The 19,080-nt window shown below is 65.2% G+C and carries 19 protein-coding genes; 16 read left to right on the top strand and 3 right to left on the bottom strand.

What is annotated here, in order from left to right; genetic code table 11:
* Positions 1–23 precede the first annotated feature (23 nt).
* From BLV07_RS03770 to uxuA, 6 genes are all read left to right on the top strand, one after another.
* Positions 24–836 carry a FadR/GntR family transcriptional regulator gene (locus BLV07_RS03770; protein ID WP_091879807.1) on the top strand — a complete coding sequence of 271 codons (813 nt, stop codon included), beginning with the start codon at positions 24–26 and terminating at the stop codon, positions 834–836.
* Positions 837–906: 70 nt separating this feature from the next.
* A complete protein-coding gene (locus tag BLV07_RS03765; protein ID WP_176945322.1) occupies positions 907–1,884 on the top strand; it encodes a sialic acid TRAP transporter substrate-binding protein SiaP in 978 nt (325 codons plus the stop codon).
* 116 nt (positions 1,885–2,000) lie between these two features.
* Entirely contained in the window at positions 2,001–2,579 is a 579-nt protein-coding gene (locus BLV07_RS03760) for a TRAP transporter small permease (protein ID WP_091879801.1), read from the top strand.
* 4 nt (positions 2,580–2,583) lie between these two features.
* Positions 2,584–3,990, top strand: a complete 1,407-nt coding sequence (locus BLV07_RS03755; protein ID WP_091879798.1) for a TRAP transporter large permease — start codon at positions 2,584–2,586, stop codon at positions 3,988–3,990.
* Positions 3,987–5,036: an L-idonate 5-dehydrogenase gene (locus BLV07_RS03750; protein ID WP_091879796.1), complete on the top strand. Its 1,050-nt coding sequence runs from the start codon at positions 3,987–3,989 to the stop codon at positions 5,034–5,036. The genes BLV07_RS03755 and BLV07_RS03750 overlap by 4 nt, the downstream gene beginning before the upstream one ends.
* Positions 5,037–5,049: 13 nt before the next feature.
* A complete protein-coding gene (uxuA, locus tag BLV07_RS03745) occupies positions 5,050–6,240 on the top strand; it encodes a mannonate dehydratase (RefSeq protein WP_091879793.1) in 1,191 nt (396 codons plus the stop codon).
* Between the two features lie 132 nt (positions 6,241–6,372).
* On the opposite strand, the gene BLV07_RS03740 is transcribed toward uxuA, so the two are convergent.
* Complete coding sequence (locus BLV07_RS03740) at positions 6,373–7,311, bottom strand: LysR family transcriptional regulator (protein ID WP_091879789.1); 939 nt, start codon at positions 7,309–7,311, stop codon at positions 6,373–6,375.
* Positions 7,312–7,524: 213 nt separating this feature from the next.
* Between BLV07_RS03740 and BLV07_RS03735 the strand changes: the two genes are divergently transcribed.
* The 6 genes from BLV07_RS03735 (at position 7,525) to BLV07_RS03705 (ending at position 13,599) form a co-directional block, all read left to right on the top strand.
* Positions 7,525–8,604 (top strand): ABC transporter ATP-binding protein, encoded by a 1,080-nt coding sequence (locus BLV07_RS03735; protein ID WP_091879785.1) that lies wholly within the window; start codon positions 7,525–7,527, stop codon positions 8,602–8,604.
* A 32-nt stretch (positions 8,605–8,636) separates the two neighbouring features.
* On the top strand, positions 8,637–9,353 hold the full coding sequence (locus BLV07_RS03730; protein ID WP_091879782.1) for an HAD family hydrolase: 717 nt from the start codon (positions 8,637–8,639) through the stop codon (positions 9,351–9,353).
* A gap of 16 nt (positions 9,354–9,369) precedes the next feature.
* Positions 9,370–10,677 carry an NAD(P)/FAD-dependent oxidoreductase gene (locus BLV07_RS03725; RefSeq protein WP_176945321.1) on the top strand — a complete coding sequence of 436 codons (1,308 nt, stop codon included), beginning with the start codon at positions 9,370–9,372 and terminating at the stop codon, positions 10,675–10,677.
* A gap of 22 nt (positions 10,678–10,699) precedes the next feature.
* Entirely contained in the window at positions 10,700–11,746 is a 1,047-nt protein-coding gene (locus BLV07_RS03720; RefSeq protein ID WP_176945320.1) for an ABC transporter substrate-binding protein, read from the top strand.
* A gap of 258 nt (positions 11,747–12,004) precedes the next feature.
* On the top strand, positions 12,005–12,817 hold the full coding sequence (locus BLV07_RS03710; RefSeq protein ID WP_091880370.1) for an ABC transporter permease: 813 nt from the start codon (positions 12,005–12,007) through the stop codon (positions 12,815–12,817).
* Positions 12,814–13,599, top strand: coding sequence for an ABC transporter permease (locus BLV07_RS03705; protein WP_091879773.1), 786 nt, complete (start codon positions 12,814–12,816; stop codon positions 13,597–13,599). The genes BLV07_RS03710 and BLV07_RS03705 overlap by 4 nt, the downstream gene beginning before the upstream one ends.
* Before the next feature lie 170 nt (positions 13,600–13,769).
* Here the strand turns inward: BLV07_RS03705 and BLV07_RS03700 are convergent, their stop codons facing one another.
* Both BLV07_RS03700 and BLV07_RS03695 read right to left on the bottom strand, forming a co-directional pair.
* Entirely contained in the window at positions 13,770–14,420 is a 651-nt protein-coding gene (locus BLV07_RS03700; protein ID WP_091880367.1) for a TetR/AcrR family transcriptional regulator, read from the bottom strand.
* Complete coding sequence (locus tag BLV07_RS03695; protein ID WP_091880364.1) at positions 14,420–15,109, bottom strand: aspartate/glutamate racemase family protein; 690 nt, start codon at positions 15,107–15,109, stop codon at positions 14,420–14,422. The genes BLV07_RS03700 and BLV07_RS03695 overlap by 1 nt, the downstream gene beginning before the upstream one ends.
* A gap of 96 nt (positions 15,110–15,205) precedes the next feature.
* Here BLV07_RS03695 and BLV07_RS03690 point away from each other — a divergent pair, with 96 nt between their 5' ends.
* Genes BLV07_RS03690 through BLV07_RS03675 form a run of 4 tightly spaced genes read left to right on the top strand, consistent with a single transcriptional unit; the run spans position 15,206 to position 19,080 of the window.
* On the top strand, positions 15,206–15,400 hold the full coding sequence (locus tag BLV07_RS03690; RefSeq protein ID WP_091879770.1) for a hypothetical protein: 195 nt from the start codon (positions 15,206–15,208) through the stop codon (positions 15,398–15,400).
* Complete coding sequence (locus tag BLV07_RS03685; protein ID WP_091879768.1) at positions 15,397–17,058, top strand: thiamine pyrophosphate-binding protein; 1,662 nt, start codon at positions 15,397–15,399, stop codon at positions 17,056–17,058. The genes BLV07_RS03690 and BLV07_RS03685 overlap by 4 nt, the downstream gene beginning before the upstream one ends.
* A 3-nt stretch (positions 17,059–17,061) precedes the next feature.
* Positions 17,062–18,327: an NAD(P)/FAD-dependent oxidoreductase gene (locus tag BLV07_RS03680; protein WP_091879766.1), complete on the top strand. Its 1,266-nt coding sequence runs from the start codon at positions 17,062–17,064 to the stop codon at positions 18,325–18,327.
* Positions 18,328–18,336: 9 nt separating this feature from the next.
* Complete coding sequence (locus BLV07_RS03675; RefSeq protein WP_091879764.1) at positions 18,337–19,080, top strand: aspartate/glutamate racemase family protein; 744 nt, start codon at positions 18,337–18,339, stop codon at positions 19,078–19,080.

Here is a 19,080-nt window from a genome sequence, read left to right as displayed (position 1 = left end):
GCGATCCTTTCGGGAGGACCAGCGTGCCGCTGGAAGCTGTGGAGGCGAGACGGCTCTATCGCCAAGTCGCCGATCAATTGCGAGGCCTGATCGACAGCGGCGAGTACGCGGTCGGCAGCCGCTTGCCGACCGAGCGTGAGCTCGCCGAGCAGCTCAAGGTGTCGCGGCCGACGGTGCGCGAAGCCCTGATCGCGCTCGAGGTCGAAGGCCGCCTCCGCATCCGCGTCGGGTCCGGCATCTACGTGATCGAGCCCGCTGCCGTTGCGGCACCGGCACCCGCTTCCGTCATCGAAGGCCCGTTCGAGCTGCTGCGCGCCCGCGAATTCCTGGAAAGCGCCATCGCCGAACAGGCCGCGCGCGTGGCGACAAAGGACGATATCGCCCGCATCGATGCGTCCCTTGTCGCGATGGAGAATGTCGAGCATCCCGGCGAAGCCTCGATGGTCTACGACCGCGCATTTCACGTCGCGATCGCCGGCAGTCTTGGCAACGCCGTTCTGGTGCGCGTGGTCGGCGAGCTGTTCGACCAGCGCCTCAATCCCTATTTCGCGCAGCTTGCGCATTATTTCGAGAGCCCGGGCACGTGGCGCACGGCGCTCGACGAGCATCGCGCCGTGCGCGACGCGATCGTCGCGCATGATCCGGACGCCGCGCGCGATGCCATGCGCGTTCATCTGGCGCGCTCACAGGAACGCTTTGCGCAGAATTTTGGCGCCGAGAACGCGGCAGGATCGTCGTCCGGACGCGGCAGCACGGTGCGACCTGCGGCAAAACCGTCGAAACCGAAACATGCGCCGAAGACGCGGACTGCGAGCAGCCACGCGCGGCGGCGATGAGATTGGGCGGCCCGCATCCCTGTCGGCGCGGGCGAACAAGAAGCAGACTTGAACGATGGAGGAAAAGTCGATGTTGAAGAAGATGACGATTGCCGCGGCACTCTCCGCCGCTGCGCTGCTGGCTGCGACCAATGCAGGCATGGCGCAGACCAAGCTCAAATGGGCCCATGTCTATGAGACCTCGGAGCCGTTCCACACCGCCTCGGTCTGGGCTGCGCAGGAGATCGGCAAGCGCACCAACGGGCGCTATCAGATCGAGGTCTATCCGGCCTCCCAGCTCGGCAAGGAGGCCGACATCAACCAGGGCCTGTCACTCGGCTCGGTCGACATCATCATCTCCGGCTCGAGCTTCGCGGCCAAGAGCTTCCCCCCGATCGGCGTGACCTACTATCCCTACACCTTCCGCGACGCCGATCATCTGCTCGCCTATACCAAGAGCGACATCTTCAAGGAGCTCGCCAAGGGCTATGAGGACAAGAGCGGCCACCACATCGTCGCGGTGACCTATTACGGCGTGCGCCAGACCTCGTCGAACAAGCCAATCAAGACCTGCGCCGACATGAAGGGCCTGAAGATCCGCGTGCCCGACGTGCCGGCCTATCTGGCAATGCCGCGCGCCTGCGGCGCCAACACCGCGCCGATCGCGTTCGCCGAAGTCTATCTCGCGCTCCAGAACGGCACCGTCGAGGCGCAGGAGAATCCGCTGACGACGATCGAGGCCAAGAAGTTCTACGAGGTGCAGAAGCACATCGTGCTGACTGGCCATATCGTCGATCACCTCAACACGGTGGTGGCCGGCGCGCTGTGGAAGAAGCTCTCCGACGAGGACAAGAAGATCTTCACCGACGTGGCGCAGGAAGCCGCCGCCAAGGCCACCGGAGAGATCAAGCAGAACGAGGCCAAGCTGGTCGCCTTCTTCAAGGAGAAGGGCTTGAGCGTGACCGAGGTCGACAAGAACGAGTTCCGCGACACCGTGCTGAAGAACGTCGCGTTCGAGACCTTTGGTTATCGCAAGGCCGACTGGGAGCGGATTCAGGCGGTCAAGTAACCGATGCCCGTCGTTCCGGAGCGACGCGTAAGCGTCGAATCCGGAAACTTCGAGATTCCGGGTTCGGCTCTTCGAGCCGCCCGGAATGACGATTGAGACGTTTGAGGAGCAACCCCATGTCGACCGCCGAAATACACCGGCAGATCACCGCGGACGAGATCGCCCACACCTTCGAGGAGGAGGCGACACCGAAGGTCGATCTCGGCATCTACGCGTTCGAGGATTGGGTGGCGCTGGCGATCTTCTGGGTGATGGCGCTCGCCGTCTTCCTCCAGTTCTTCACCCGGTATGTGCTCAACGACAGCTACGCCTGGACCGAGGAGATCGCGACCTATTGCCTGATCGGCGTGGTCTTCATCGGCGCCGCGATGTGCGTGCGGCTGTCGCGGCACATCCAGGTCGATCTCGTCTATCGCTATCTGCCGCGGCCCGTGGGCCGTGCGCTGTCGACGCTGATCGACCTGATCCGGATCGCCTTCTTCGGCTACGCCACCAAGCTGGTCTGGGTCTACATCCAGATCATCGGCGACGAGCAGATGACCACGATCAACTTCCCCAAGAACTATGTCTATTACGCCGTGCTGCTCGGTTTCGTGCTGATGTTCCTTCGCGCGGTGCAGGCGGCGCTGCAACACTGGCGGCAGGGTTATTCGGTCCTCGAACGTCCCGGTGCCTACGACGGATCGGAGATATAACATCATGCTGCTGTTGCTCGGAGGCTTTCTCATCCTGATGCTGCTCGGCGTTCCCGTGGCGATTGCCATGGCCGCGTCGTCGCTGCTCTACATCCTGGTCAGCGGCGTGACGCCTGATGTCACGCTGGCGCAGCGCATGATCGCCGGCGTCGAGAGCTTTCCGCTGCTTGCCGTGCCGTTCTTCATCCTGGCCGGCAACCTCATGAACATTGCCGGCGTCACCGGGCGCATTTACAAATTCGCCGTCGCGCTGGTCGGGTGGATGCGCGGCGGTCTCGGTCACGTCAACATCATCGGCTCGGTGATCTTCTCCGGCATGTCCGGCACCGCGATCGCGGACGCCGCCGGTCTCGGCACCATCGAGATCAAGGCGATGAAGGACCACGGTTATTCCACCGAGTTCTCGGTCGGCGTCACCGCAGCCTCGGCGACGCTCGGGCCGATCATCCCGCCGTCGCTGCCCTTCGTGATCTACGGCATGATGGCGAACGTCTCGATCGGCGCGCTGTTTCTCGGCGGCGTCATTCCCGGCATCGTCCTGACCCTGTTCATGATGGCCACCGTCACCTATTTCGCGCACAAGAACAAATGGGGCAGCGATACGCCGTTCTCCTGGCCGCAGCTCGGCTCGGCCGGGCTCGAGATCGTCATCGTGCTCTCGTTCCCCCTCGCGATCTGGCTGATGGTGCTGGCCGGTCTTTCGGTCAACTTGGCCGTGGTCATCGGTCTCGGCACGCTGCTCGTGATCGACTGGTATTTCGACTTCTCGGCGGTGATGGCGCTGATGGCGCCGGTGATCCTGATCGGCGGCATGACGCTCGGCTGGTTCACGCCGACGGAAGCCGCGGTCGCCGCCGTGATCTGGTCGCTGTTCCTCGGCCTCATCCGCTACCGCACCATGACGCTGCAAACGGTGGCGAAGGCGACCTTCGACACCATCGAGACCACGGCCTCGGTGCTGTTTATCGTCACGGCAGCCTCGATCTTCGCCTGGCTGCTGACGGTGTCACAGGCCGCGCAGACGTTGTCGGACTGGATGCTCAGCGTCACCCACAACAAATGGGTGTTCCTGGCACTCGCCAACGTCCTGATCCTGTTCGTCGGCTGCTTCATCGACACCACGGCGGCGATCACCATTTTGGTGCCGATCCTGCTGCCGATTGTGCTCAAGCTCGGCATCGATCCCATTCACTTCGGCCTGATCATGACGCTGAACCTGATGATCGGCCTGCTGCACCCGCCGCTCGGCATGGTGCTGTTCGTGCTTGCCCGCGTGGCAAGGCTCTCGGTCGAGCGCACGACGGTGGCGATCCTGCCTTGGCTGGTACCGCTGATGCTCGCGCTGATCGCGATCACCTACATTCCCGACCTGACCCTCTGGCTGCCAAAATACATGGGACTCTCCAAATGACCTCCACTGCTCTCGCCGCAACCCTGTTCGGTCCCGAAGACCTGCGCATGATCGAGCATCCGCTCGACAAGCTCGCAGACGGCATGGTGCGCATCCGCTTCGGCGCCGGCGGCATCTGCGGTTCGGACATGCATTATTTCCGTCACGCCCGCACCGGCGATTTCGTGGTGAAGTCGCCGCTGGTGCTGGGCCACGAGATTTCCGGTGAGGTCGTGGAGATCTCCGGTGCCACGGCGAACCTGAAGGTCGGTGACCGCGTCGCGGTCAATCCGTCGCGCTGGTGCGGCCATTGCGTCGCCTGCCGCGAAGGCCGGCCGAACCTCTGCGAGAACATCTACTTCATGGGCTCGGCCTCGAAGACGCCGCACATGCAGGGCGGCTTCGCCAATTACTTCGATGCGATCCCGGCGCAGTGCGTGAAGATCCCGGATCACGTGTCCTATCAGGCTGCGGCGCTGGCCGAGCCGCTCGCGGTCTGCCTGCATGCGGTCGCGCGCGCCGGCAACATCGAGGGCAAGCGCGGCATCATCTTCGGCGCCGGCCCGATCGGGCTTCTGACCATGCTCGCCGCACATCGCGCCGGCATGACTGATGTCACGGTGGCCGACATCGCGCCGGCGCCGCTGGCTTTCGCAACCCGGCTCGGCGCCTCGCATGTCGAGAACGTCTCGGGCGGGGAGGAGGGTCTGAAGGCGCAGGCCGCTTCGCGTCCCTATGACGTTGCGTTCGAGGTCTCCGGCACGGCCGCGGGTCTTGCGAGCGCGATCGGCATCGTGCGGCGCGGCGGCGTCGTGGTGCAGATCGGCAATCTGCCGGGCGGGCAGATCCCGACGCCATCGAACGCGGTGATGGCGAAGGAGATCGACCTGCGCGGCTCGTTCCGCTTTGGCTTCGAGTTCATGACGGCGGTGGAACTGATCGCGGCCGGCAGCGTCGACGTGCTGTCGCTGGTCACCGCCGAACGGCCGCTGTCGACCGCGCCCGACGCACTCAGGCTGGCACTCGACCGCTCGCAGAGCGTCAAGGTCGTGCTGACCGCGAACTGATTGGAGAACTGGCATGATGCTGGAGGGATGGCGCTGGTACGGGCCCGATGATCCCGTGTCGCTCGACGATGTCAGGCAGGCCGGCGCGACGGACATTGTCTCCGCGCTGCATCAGGTGCCGATCGGCGAAGCCTGGACGCGCAAGGCGGTCGAGGAGCGCAAGAATTTCATCGAGAAGGGTCAGCCCGGCCGCTCGCCACTGACCTGGTCGGTGGTGGAATCGATTCCGATCCCCGACGACGTCAAGCGGCTCGGGGGCAAGGCGACGAAGTCGATCGAGGCGTGGATCGCAAGTCTGGAGGCTGTCGCTAGCGCCGGCATCAAGATCATCTGCTACAATTTCATGCCTGTCGTCGACTGGTGCCGCACCGATCTGGAATGGGAGCTGCCGAACGGCGCCCGTGCCATGCGCTTCGACCAGGACCGCTTTGCCGCCTTCGAGCTGCATATCCTCAAGCGACCTGCCGCCGTGCAGGAGTATTCGCCGGAGCAGCAGGCCCGCGCGAAAAAGCTGTTCGATCAGATGAGCCAGGCCGACATCGACTATCTCGTGATGGTCATCGCCAGCGCGCTGCCGGGCTCGACCACCGAGCCGATGACCATCCCGCAATTCCGCGACCGGCTGGAAACCTATCGCGACATCACGCCGGCGATCCTGCGGCAGCATCTCGCCGAATTCCTGGGCCGTGTCGCGCCGGTCGCCGAGCAGCTCGGCGTATCGCTGACGCTGCATCCGGATGATCCGCCGCGCCCGCTGTTCGGCCTGCCGCGCGTTGCCTCGACCGCCGAGGACTATCAGGCGCTGTTCGACGCCGTGCCGTCCAAGGCCAACGGCATCTGCCTGTGCACGGGCTCACTCGGCGTGCGGCCTGAGAACAATCTGCCTGAAATGGCAGAGCGCTTTGGCCCTCGCATCGCCTTTGCCCATCTGCGCGCGACCAAGCGCGAGGCCGACGGCCTGTCGTTCTACGAGTCCGATCATCTCGACGGCGACGTCGACATGGTCGCAGTGCTCAAGGCGCTGCTAAAGGAGAACGCGCGGCGTTCACGAGACAAAAGGATCGTATTCCGTCCCGATCACGGCCACCGCATGCTCGACGATCTCGCCGCCACCAAGCGCACCAATCCCGGCTACACCGCGATCGGTCGCCTGCGCGGCCTAGCCGAACTCCGCGGCGCCATCCGCGCGATCGAGCATCGGTAGGACCAAAGCTCTATCCACATCGTCATTGCGAGCGTAGCGAAGCAATCCAGAATCGCTCCGCGGAAAGGCTCTGGATTGCTTCGCTGCGCTCGCAATGACGTGGAGGGAGTGGTGCCTCACCCCAACGCGTCCTCAATAGCACGCTGCCATCGCGCCGAGTTTCGGATAGAGCCGGTCAATCGCCGCGATCTCGCTTTTCATCTGGGCGATGATCCAGTCGCGGATCTCGACGGCGATGGGGCGCATCGGCCGGTTGCGCGGCGGCAGGAATTCGCAGACGCGGCGCGTGGTGGTGAGGGTGTCGGAGGCCGGCACCAGCGCGCCGGTGAGAAGCCAGTGCGAGGCCACCGTCAGCCAGCCGAGCGCGATGCCCTGGCCGAGCAGCGCGGCCTGCACCACCACGGCATAGTCGGTGAAGCTCAGCGCCTTGGCCGCGCCGCGGCGCCCGGTGAGGAGCGATGCATAATCGGCGGCCCAGTCGCCCGGCGTCTCGGCAAGGCGGATGATGGTGTTGCCTTCAGCGGGATCGGTCTCGCCGAGATAGCCGGGGCTGCACATCGGCAGCATGACTTCCTTCATGATCAGCGTGCCGCCGGACGACGGCTCGTCGCGATCGCGAAAGCGCATGCCGAGATCGACATTGTCCACCGGCCCGCGCAGCGCGCCGGAGATCAGCTGGAAGCGGAGATCGACCTGCGGAAACTGCTTCTGGAGCTTGTCGATGCGCGGCATCAGCCAATGCGTGGTGAAGGCGGAGGAGACCGACAGCGTCACCGTCTCGGTGCCCTTGCGCCGCCGTTCGATTTCCACGAGGCCGCTCTCGATGCTGCGGAAGCCTTCGAGCACGCGGCGATACAGCAGTTCGCCTTCTTCGGTGAGCACCGCGCGTCCGGCCGTGCGATCGAACAGGCGAACGCCGAGATGCTCCTCGAGCTGGCCGAGCATCCGGCTCACCGCCGGCTGCGTAACGTTCAATTCTGCGGCCGCCGCGGTGAAGCTGCCATTGCGCGCCGCCGCGTCAAAGACGAACAGGGCGTTGCTGGACGGCAGCATGCGGCGCAGCTCGGGCATAACGTCATGTTATGAGCCGCGTGAGAATTTGGCAATTGCCGAGTTTTGCCAAGTCTGGTGTCATTGGCATGACAGCCCAAAAGACAGGGCCTGCGGAGGAAGATTTGGTGCGGTGCACGCTTCGTCCGTGAGTGCTCGGAATCCCTGTCTATAAAGCAGGCTTATGGCGCGCAGTGAGGCACGCCATCACACGGACGTGGCGAGGGTCGATCGTTGGACAAGCGAGCGGAAAGCGTCGAGATCAGGTCCGCGAGCAAGACGTACGGCGCGGTTCGCGCCCTCGATGACGTGTCCCTCAATGTCGGCGCGGGCGAGTTCGTCTCGCTGCTCGGTCCCTCCGGTTCCGGCAAGACCACACTGCTCGGCATTTTGGGCGGCTTCATCCTGCCATCGAGCGGAACAATTCTCTTCGGCGGCCGCGACGTCACCTGGATGCCGCCGCACAAGCGCGATCTCGGCGTCGTGTTCCAGAACTACGCGCTGTTCCCGCATATGAGCGTCGGCGAGAACGTCGCCTTTCCTTTGCGCGCGCGCCGGCTGCCGAAAGCGAGCTGGCCCGACAAGGTGCGCGCGGCGCTCGCGATGGTCGGCCTCGCCGGCTATGAGGCGCGCGGCATCGCGCAGCTTTCCGGCGGCCAGCGCCAGCGCGTGGCGCTGGCCCGCGCCATGATCTTCGAGCCGCGGCTGATCCTGATGGACGAGCCGCTCTCCGCGCTCGACAAGCAGCTGCGCGAATCCATGCAGATCGAGCTGCGCGCGCTGCACAAGCGCATCGGCGCCACCATCATCTACGTCACTCATGACCAGCGTGAGGCGCTGACCATGAGCGATCGGGTCGCCGTGATGAAGGACGGCAGGCTGATCCAGATCGACGTGCCCGAGCGGTTGCACGATCATCCCGCAAATTCCTTTGTCGCGAGTTTCATCGGGGAAGCGACGATGCTGCCCGTTCGCCGCGTCGATGCGGCCTGCGTCGCGCTCGGTAACGCGCTGCTGCGCAGCGCCCGCGCCATTCCGGATGGCGATGCGCTGATGCTCGCCGTGCACAGCGAAAAATTGCTGATCGACGACGGCGTACAGGATGCCGCCTGCAACCGGCTGACCGGCACGGTCACCGACATCGTCTATCAGGGCGAGAGCCTGCGTGTCTTCCTGGCGCTGGAAGGCGGCATCGCGCTCAGCCTGCGCCAGCCGAGCTACCATCAGGCCTACAGCCGCATTCCGCCGCTCGGCGGCAGTCTCACCGTCACCCTTCACCCCGAGGACACCATCGTGGTGCCCAGGGTGGACTGAAGCCTTGTTGCAACCTGAGAGAAGAAACTGATATGTCGACCCAAGCCGCGTTCAGCAATTTCAAGGTTCTCACCTTCGACGTCGTCGGCACCTTGATCGATTTCGAGACTGGCGTGCTCGCCGCGGTGCGCAGGATCTCCGGCAAGACGCCAGCCGAGCTCAGCGACGACCAGATCTTCGAATCCTACAAGCGCGGTCGTGACAAGCATTACGAGCGCTCGAGCGAGGTGATGTTCCACGTCTACCGCTATCTCGCCAAGGAGCTCGGGCTGCCGGCCGACGATGCGTCCTGCGACATGTTCCAGCTCGCCGTGCTGCGCTGGGGACCGTTTCCGGACTCGGTCGAGGCGCTCAAGCGCCTGCGCACCAAATTCCGGCTGGTCGCGATGACCAATGCCGACCGCGTTGCGCTCTCTTGTTACGCGCATGCGCTCGGCAATCCCTTCGACGACACGGTCTGCGCCGACGAGACCGGCGTGGCCAAGCCGAACCCGGAATTCTTCGCCTACAACAAGGGTCGCCAGTCCGCCTTCGGCTACAAGCAGTCCGACATCCTGCACGTCGCGCAGAGCCAGTACCACGACATCGGGATCGCGCGGAAGCTCGGCTACAAGGTGTGCTGGATCGAGCGCCGCCAGGGCATTGCCGGCTTCGGCGGCACGCCGGCGGTGGAGACGCTGACCAAGCCGGACTTCCATTATCCGACGCTGAAGGCGCTCGCCGACGCCGCCATCGGCCCGGCGGCCTGAGTCCGTGAGCGCGGGCATGACACGGGACTGGAGCGCGCTGCCGTCAGCCAATTCGCTGTGGGCCGCCACGGCCGAGCCGGCGCGCGAGTTTCCGGTCCTGTCGGGCGAGCGACAGGCGGATGTGGTGATCATCGGCGCGGGCTACACCGGCCTCTCCGCCGCGCACCACATCGCCAGAAGCGGGCTCGCGCCGGTCGTGTTAGAGGCCAACCGCCCCGGCTGGGGCGCGAGCGGCCGCAATGGTGGGGTGATCACCGCGAAATTCCGCCTCTCGTTCCGCGAGATCGATGCCGTGCACGGCCGCGCCATGGCGCGGCGCATGTACGAGATCGCGCATGAATCGACCGACATGGTCGAAGAGCTCGTCTCCGAGTTCGGCATCACCAGCGCTCAGCTCACGCGCACCGGCCAGGTCAAGGCGGCGCATAACGAGACGACACTGAAGGCCGCGATCGACGAAGCCAACTGGATGACGCGCGAGATGGGCTCGGCCGCGGTTCGCATCCTCGACAAGCGCGGCGTGCGCGAGGAGACCGGCTCCGACATCTTTGTCGGCGGCGTGCTCAATCCCGGTTCGGGCGGCATTCATCCGCTGAACTATCTGCGCGGCCTTGCCGACGGCGTCGCGCGCCGCGGCGTTCCCATCTTCCAGGAGTCGCCGGTGCTCAAACTCCGGCGGGAGAACGGCGGCATCGTCGCCGAGACGCCGAAAGGCGCGGTGCGGGCGAAGCAGGCGATCATCGCCACCAACAGCTATTCGGATCTGACCGATGCCACCGCGCAGATGCAGCGCACGCTGATCCCGTTCCGCAGCGCCATCATCGCCACCGACAGGCTGCCGCGCAATCTCGCCGGAAAGCTGATGCCGACTGGGCGAACCTATACCGAGACCAAGCGCATGATGCGCTGGTTCCGCATGGTCGACAATCGCGTGATCTTCGGCGGCCGCGGCGCCTTCGGCAAGCAGGACTCCGAACCGGCGTTTGATGCGTTGCGCAAGGCGATGGTCGGCATTTTTCCGGATCTCGCCGATATCCCGCTCGCCTACAAATGGTCGGGCCTCGTCGCGATGACGCTGGACCAGGTGCCGCATATCGGCCGGCTCGACGACCGCACGTTGGTCTCGATGGGCTACAATGGCGCCGGTGTCGCAATGTCGAGCCTGATGGGCCGCTATCTCGCCGCCTTCGTGCGCGGCGAGACGCCCGAGGTCGGCCTGCTCGATATCAGGCGCATGAAGGCGATTCCGTTCTATCCGCTGCGTGAGCCCGCCGTGCGCATGGTCGCCGGCTGGTACCAGTTTCTCGATGCGATCGGTCAGTGAGATCTATTTGGAGGAGGTGAGGATGACGACGAAGCAGAAATTTGGATTTGGCTGCGCATTGCTTGGTGCAATCGGATTTACCACGGCTGCCAGTGCCGCCGAGCAGATCACCTTCGTCTCGCAGGGCGGCGCCTATCAGCAGGCCCAGACGGTGGCGATCCTCGATCCCTCCGCCAAGAAGCTCGGCATCACCATCAACCAGGACTCCATCCCCGACGCCTGGCCCGCGATCAAGACCCAGGTCGGCAGCGGCAAGCCGATCTGGGATGTCGTCGACACCCCGACCGGCTATTGCCTGCGCGGCGGCGAGCAGGGGCTGATCGAGAAGCTCGACTTCTCCAAGATCCCGAACGCGGCGGCGATGCCCGAGGCCTATCGCAGTCCCTATTCGGTGTCCTACGAATTCTATTCCAGCGTGCTGGCCTACAGCCAGAAGACGTTCCCGAAGGATGCGCCGAACAGCTGGGCCGATTTCTGGGACGTCAAGAAATTCCCCGGCCGCCGGGCGCTGCGCAACCACCCGATCGCTACGCTCGAGGCGGCGCTGATGGCGGACGGCGTCGCGCCCGACAAGCTCTATCCGCTCGACGTCGACTGCGCCTTCAAGAAGCTGGAAGAGATCAAGCCGCACATCACGGTGTGGTGGACCTCGGGCGCGCAATCGGCGCAGCTGCTCAATGACGGCGAGGTCGACATGGAGATGGCCTGGAATGGCCGCGTCAGCGCGGTCGCCAAGGAAGGCGCCAAGGTGGCCTTCACCTACAACCAGGGCATCCTGCAGAGCACTTCGCTCTGCATCCTCAAGGGCGCGCCGAATCTTGAGACCGCGGTGAAGTTCCTCAACGAGGCCGTCGATCCCGTGCACCAGGCCAACCTGCCGCTCCACATCGACTACGGCCCCGGTAATCCGAAGGCATTCGAGACCAGCGTGATCAAGCCCGAGCGCGCCGCGCAATTGCCGAGCGAGCCGGCCAACGCGGCCAAGCAGGCGCTGATGTCCTATGCCTGGTGGTCCTCGCCCGCAGGCGAAGCGGCCGAGAAGCGCTGGGCGTCGTTCATGCAGAAGTGAGACGAGAGAAGAGATGAACCGCAGGAGCATCGGCATAGACGCTGCGCTCCCTCCCCCGCTTGCGGGGGAGGGTTGGGGAGAGGGTGTCTCCGCAATGAACGCTCCCCAAGAGGAGAAAGCCCTCACCCGCCGCGCTCTTCGAGCGCGTCGACCTCTCCCGCAAGCGGGAGAGGTGCAGCACCCGAGATGAGCGAGGTGGCCTTGACGACATCCGTGTCAGATCCATCGCAGAAGCATCAGCGCCGCGAGCACGGCCTGATGCTGGCGCTGGTGTCGCCGGCACTGCTGGTGATCTTGGCTCTGATCGTGCTGCCGGTCGGCTGGCTCGCCTGGCAGTCGGTCTACCACGACGGCTTTACGCTGGAGAATTATCGCCGCGTGTTCACCGAGGATGTCTATTGGCGCAGCTTTGCGCTGACCTTCGAGATCAGTCTCGCGGTCACGGGAATCGCGCTGCTGCTCGGCTATCCCGTGGCCTATCTCGCCAACTCGGTGCCAAAAGGCTGGAGCATCCTGATCCTGTCGCTGGTCGTGCTGCCGTTTTGGACCAGCGTGCTGGTCAGGGCCTATGCGTGGCTGGCGCTGCTGCAGCGCACCGGCGTGATCAACCAGTTCCTGCGCTATCTGGACGTGATCTCCGAGCCGCTTGCGTTGGTCCACAACACGTTCGGCACGGTGGTTGCGACCGTGCACATCCTGCTGCCGTTCATGGTGCTGCCGCTCTATGCCACCATGCAGAAGATCCCCGGCGATCTCATGCAGGCCGGCGCCAGCCTGGGTGCGAGCCCGTCGCTCACATTTTTCCGTGTGTTCCTGCCGCTGTCGCTGCCGGGCGTGCTCGCTGGCTGCACCATGGTATTCGTGCTCTGCCTCGGCTTCTACATCACGCCGGAGCTGCTCGGCGGCGGCCGCACCGTGATGGTGTCGATGCTGGTGAGCCGCAATGTCGAGCTCTACAACCAGTTCGGGGCGGCCAGCGCGGTCGCGGTGGTGCTGCTCCTGAGCGTGCTCCTGATCTTCTTCGTCGTCAGCCGCTTCATCTCGCTCGATCGCGTGTTGGGGCAGAAATGATGCGCGCCTCGCCCGCACGGATTGCTCTCTACGTGATCAGCGCGCTGGTGCTGGTCTATCTGATCCTTCCCGTCCTGATCATCGCGCCGATCTCGTTCTCCAGCGCGCGCTTCCTGACTTTCCCGCCGCCGTCCTTCTCGCTGCGCTGGTACCAGCAATATTTCGCCAACTCCGCCTGGATGCAGGCGACGCGGGTGACGCTGACGGTCGCGCTATTGACCGTCGTGATCGCGACCCCGCTCGGCGTGTCCGCCGCCTATGCCATCAGCCAGTCGAAGCTGCGCATCATGCGCATCATCCACATGGCGCTGCTGCTGCCGCTGGTGGTGCCGATCATCATCACCGCGGTCGGCATCTTCTTCGTCTATGCCAAGGTCGGCCTGGTCGCGACCATGCCCGGCCTCGTGCTCGCGAACGTGATGCTGGGATTGCCCTACGTCGTCATCTCGGTGCTCGCTGGCCTGCAGAGCTTCGACCCCGCGCAGGAGATGGTGGCGCGCAGCCTCGGCATGAACCGCCTGCGCAGCTTCTTCGCGGTGACGCTGCCGCAGATCAAGTCCAGCGTGCTCGCCGGCGGCATCTTCGCCTTCATCTCGGCGATGGACGAGACCATCGTCGCGCTGTTCATCTCCGGTGGCCAGTTCCAGCCGCTGACCAAGCGCATGTTCACCGCGCTTCGCGACGAGATCGACCCGACCATCGCCGCGATTTCGACGCTGATGACGGCGGCTTCCTTCATGCTGGTGCTACTGGCGAGCACGCGGCAGAAGAAGGGTGGGTGAGGCGAGTTATTGTCGTCCTGGCGAAGGCCAGGACCCATTACCCCAGGGAGTGTTTTGGCGAAGATTGGTCGTTCGGGGGTAGTACCACCCGCAACCGACAGACCTCGCGGTATGGGTCCTGGCCTTCGCCAGGACGACAGCTGAGTTTGCGGCGCGCCGCACCCCGAACCTCACCCCTTCGCCCCCAGCCACGCCAGGATCATCTCCACGATCTGGGTGCGGCTCTTCGCCAGCACCCCGGGTTCGCTGAGGTCGCGGTCGAACAGCGCACCGAAGGTGTCGCGGTTGGCGACGCGGAAGAAGCAATAGGAGGAGATGGCGAGGTGCAGGTCGATGGCGTCGACGTCGTCGCGGAAGACACCTTCGTCGCGGCCGCGCTTCAGGATGCCGTCGAGCGTCGCGATCACGCTGGCGTTGAGCTGCCGCAGCTGCGGGTTTTGCTTCAGATGCTTGCCATGGTGGATGTTCTCGATGCTGACGAGGCGGATGAAGTCCGGATTGCGTTCGTCATGGTCGAAGGTGGCCTCGATCAGGCGGCGCAATCCCTCGCGGGCGTCGCAGCTTGCGATGTCGAGCTGATCCTCCAGCGCGCGGATTCTGCGATAGGCCTCTTCGAGCACCGCGAGGTAGAGCTGCTCCTTGCCGCCGAAATAATAGTAGATCATCCGCTTCGACGTGCGCGTCCGGGCGGCGATGGCGTCGACCCGCGCGCCGGAATAGCCCTCGCGGGCGAATTCGGTCATCGCCACTTCGAGGATGTCGCGCTTGGTGCGCTCGGGGTCGTTGATGCGCTTCGATGGGAGCGGCATGCGTTCGAGCATCATCCCATGGCGAAATCGGCCGCCGTCTCGGCATGAATTGCCGTCGTGTCGAACGTCTCGACTGACGTGTCGTCCGGGCCGACCAGCATCGTGATCTCGGTACAGCCGAGGATGATGCACTCCGCGCCGGCGGTGACGAGCGCTGCCATCACCTCCTGATAGCGCCGGCGCGAGGGAGCGGTGACAGTTCCAAGGCACAGCTCATCGTAGATGATGCGGTTCACGTCGGCGCGGGCGTCGGCGGGAGGAACCAGGACGTCGAGATCATGCGCGCGCAGCCGGTCGATGTAAAAGTCCTGCTCCATCGTGAATTTCGTGCCGAGCAGCCCGAGCCGCCGGTACCCTTTGGCCCGGATGCGCTGCGCCGTTGCGTCCCCGATGTGAATGAATGGAACGGTCAAGCTCGACGTGATGTCGGGTGCCAGTTTGTGCATCGTGTTCGTGCACAACACGATCGCACCGGCCCCGGCGCTTTCGAGCCGCCGTGCGACCTCCGCCAGGCTGGCCGCCGCCTCGCTCCAGCGATCGGCGTACTGCATTTCCTTGATCTGTTGAAAATCGTAGGAATACATCAGCAGCGGGGCCGAATGCAGCTTGCCCTTGCGGTCGCGGACCCGCTCATTGATGAGCTTATAGTAGAGTGCGGTGCTCTCCCAGCTCATGCCTCCAATCAGGCCGATGGTTTGCATTCCGGTCTCCAGACGAGTTGGTCCGGCCGGATCGTAGACGAAGACGACGAAGCTCGCCATCGTGATAGGGAAAATAGACGGATTGGCGTGTGGCCCATGGCGGACGCGGGGATTGCGCGGACGCGGCCTCAAAGCCCGATCAGTGCAAACGGCAAGGGCGGGCATGACGCCTGCGCAGGCGGCGAGAAGCCTTTCGATCTTGCGCGTCCTGTCGGCCTGTCCTACGCCAATTCCGCACATAATGGCGAGGCGCTCGGGCGCATCGCCAAAGCCTTGAGGGAGCCGTCATGACCATTCGCAACACCCGCACCGGGGGCCAGATCCTGATCGACCAGCTGGTCGCGCAAGGGGTCGAGCGCGTCACCTGCGTGCCGGGCGAGAGCTATCTGGCGGCGCTCGATGCGCTGCATGACAGCCCGATCGACGTCGTGATCTGCCGCGCCGAAGGCGGCGCCGCGATGATGGCGGAGGCCTATGGCAAGCTCACCGGCCGCCCGGGCGTCTGCTTCGTCACCCGCGGACCCGGCGCGACCAATGCCAGCCACGGCGTCCACATCGCGATGCAGGATTCGACGCCGATGATCCTGTTCGTCGGCCAGGTCGATACCGGCATGCGCGAGCGCGAGGCGTTCCAGGAGCTCGACTACAAGGCGGTGTTCGGCACCATGGCGAAATGGGCGGTCGAGATCGATCGGCCCGATCGCATTCCCGAGCTGGTCGCGCGCGCCTTCCGCGTCGCCATGCAGGGCCGCCCGGGTCCCGTGGTGATCTCGCTGCCCGAGAACATGCTGACCGAGACCGCGGCGGTCGCCGACGCCATGCGGATCGAGCCGGCGGTGAGCTGGCCCGCGCCGGCCGACATCGAAAAGCTCGGCGCCATGCTCGCCGGCGCCAAGGCGCCGCTCGTCATCCTCGGCGGCTCGCGCTGGACCGACGAGGCGACCAGGAGCATCGCGCGATTCGCCGAACGGTTCGACCTGCCGGTCGCGACCTCGTTCCGCCGGGCCTCGCTGATCGACGCCGACCATTCGCATTACGCCGGCGATCTCGGCATCGGGCCGAGCCCGGGGCTGAAGGCGCGCATCGAGGGCGCCGACGTCATTCTGCTCATCGGCGGCCGCATGTCGGAGATGCCGTCCTCGTCCTACACGCTGCTCGACATTCCGACCCCGCAGCAGAAGCTGATCCACGTGCATCCGGGCTCGGAAGAGCTCGGCCGCGTCTATCAGCCGGCCCTTGCGATCCAGGCGACGCCCGCCGCATTCGCCGCCGCGGTCGAAACGCTGAAGCCTTCCGGTGCGGTGGCCTGGAAGGGCGAGGCCGCGAAGGCACATGCCGATTATCTCGCCTGGACCGAAAAAGCGCGCGAGCTGCCGGGCAGGTTCCAGTACGGCCAGGTCATGACCTGGCTGCGCGACCGCCTGCCGAAGGACGCGATCGTCTGCAACGGCGCCGGCAATTATGCCGGCTGGATCCATCGTCATCACCGCTTCCACAGCTTTGCCGCGCAGCTTGCGCCGACCTCGGGCTCGATGGGCTATGGCGTGCCGGCGGGCGTGCTGGCAAAACGGCAATACCCGGATCGCGTCGTCGTCGCCTTTGCCGGTGACGGCTGCTTCCTGATGAACGGCCAGGAGTTCGCGACCGCCGTGCAGTATGACGCGCCGCTGATCGTCATCGTCGTCGACAATTCGCAATACGGCACCATCCGCATGCACCAGGAGCGCGACTATCCCGGCCGCGTCGTCGGCACCCAGCTCAAGAACCCCGATTTTGCGATGTACGCGAAGGCGTTCGGCGGCCATGGCGAGCGCGTCGAGCGCACCGAGGAGTTCGCACCCGCGTTCGAGCGCGCGCTCGCCTCGGGCAAGCCGTCCATCCTCCACTGCATTATCGATCCGCGCGCGATCTCGGTCGGCAAGGATTTTGTGCCAGCGGTGAAGGCTTAAGCGATGGCGACCGGCCGCCACGTCGCCATCATCGGCGCCGGCGCGGTCGGCGTGATCAGCGCCATCGAGGCGCTGCGCGAGGGCCATCGCGTCACGCTGATCGATCCCGGCGAGCCCGGTGGCGAGCAGGCGGCGAGCTACGGCAATGCCGGCTGGCTGTCGTCGCATTCGGTGATCCCGCCGGCCGAGCCGGGCGTCTGGAAGAAGGTGCCGGGTTATCTCATGGACCCGCTCGGCCCGCTCGCGATCCGCTGGTCGTATCTGCCGAAGGCGCTGCCCTGGCTGATCAAGTATTTGCTCGCGGGCTGGACCGAGGCGCGGGTCGAGAAGACGGCGTTTGCGCTGCGTGATCTGCTGAAGGACGCACCGCTGCTGCACAAGAAGCTCGCGGAGGAGGCGGGCGTGCCTGAATTGATCGAGCGCAACGGTGTGATGCACGTGTTCCCATCGCGCGGCAATTTCGACAACGATCTCGGCTGGCGCCTGCGCAAGAAGGTCGGTGTCGAATGGCTCGAGCTCAACGCCGAAGAGATGCGCCAGCGCGAGCCGGACCTGCATCCGCGCTACACCTTTGGTGTGGTGGTGGAGGAGGCCGGCCGCTGCCGCAATCCCGGCGCCTATGTCGCGGCCCTCGCGCAACATGCGTTGGCAAGCGGTGCGAAGCACGTGCGGGCCAAGGCAACGGGTCTCAAGCTCTCCGGCAACACGCTCGTCGCCGTCGTCACCGAGAGCGGCGAGGTCCCTTGCGATGCCGCCGTGGTGGCGGCCGGCGCCCGCTCGAAGCAATTGACTGCGTCGGTCGGCGATCCGCTGCCGCTCGAGACCGAGCGTGGCTATCACGTCATGATCGAGAACCCGGAATCGGGCCCGCGCAGCTCGATGATGGCGTCAGATGCGAAAATGGTGGTGAACTGGACCGACAAGGGCCTGCGCGCCGCCGGCACGGTTGAGATCGCCGGCTTAGAGGCCGCGCCGAACTGGAAGCGTGCCGAGATTCTGCGCAACCACCTCATCAGCATGTTCCCAAAACTGCCGAAGGACATTCCGGCCTCGCGCATCAAAACCTGGTTCGGTCATCGGCCGAGTATGCCGGATGGACGTCCCTGCATCGGCTATGCGCGGGCCTCGCGCGACATCGTCTATGCCTTTGGCCATGGCCATGTCGGCCTGGTCGGCTCGGCGCGTACCGGCCGTCTCGTCGCGCAGCTTCTCAGCGGCAAGCAGCCCGAGATCCCGCTCGCGCCGTTCGCACCCGATCGTTTCCTCTGAGATCGCACCATGACCCATCCAGCCAATTCGTCCTCCCGCATCGCCCGTGGCGGCAAGGCCATCTATGGCGCGCCGCTCGGCATTTTGATGCTGGAAGCGCGCTTTCCTCGCATTCCCGGCGACATGGGCAACGGCACGACCTGGCCGTTCCCCGTGCTGTATCGCGTGGTGAGCGGCGCCTCGCCGGAGAAGGTGGTGCTGAAGGGCGCGGCCGGCCTGCTGCCTGATTTCATCGATGCGGCCAAGGATCTGGTGCGGCTCGGGGCCGAAGCGATCACCACCAATTGCGGCTTCCTGTCGCTGTTCCAGAAGGAGATCGCGGCCGCCGTCGGCGTGCCGGTTGCGACCTCATCGCTGATGCAGGTGCCGTGGGTGCAGGCGACCTTGCCGCCGGGCAAGCGCGTCGGCCTCGTCACGGTGTCGGGCTCGACGCTCTCGCCCGCCCATCTCGAAGGTGCCGGCGTGCCGCTCGATACGCCGCTGGTCGGCACCGAGAACGGTAAGGAATTCTTCCGCGTCCTGATCAAGGCCGAGAAGGACGACATGGACGTCGCGCAGGCCGAGCGCGACGTTGTTGAGGCCGGCAAGGCGCTCGTCGCTGGGAACCCGGATGTCGGCGCGATCGTGCTCGAATGTACCAACATGCCGCCCTATGCGGCCGCGCTTCAGGCCGAGGTCGGATTGCCGGTTTACGACATCTATTCCATGATCACCTGGTTTCATGCTGGACTGCGCCCGCGCGTCTTTGCGTGA

The organism is Bradyrhizobium sp. Rc2d (assembly GCF_900099855.1).
GTDB lineage: Bacteria > Pseudomonadota > Alphaproteobacteria > Rhizobiales > Xanthobacteraceae > Bradyrhizobium.
Note: the sequence above shows the minus strand (reverse complement) of the source record. Positions and strands in the feature narration are given on the sequence as shown.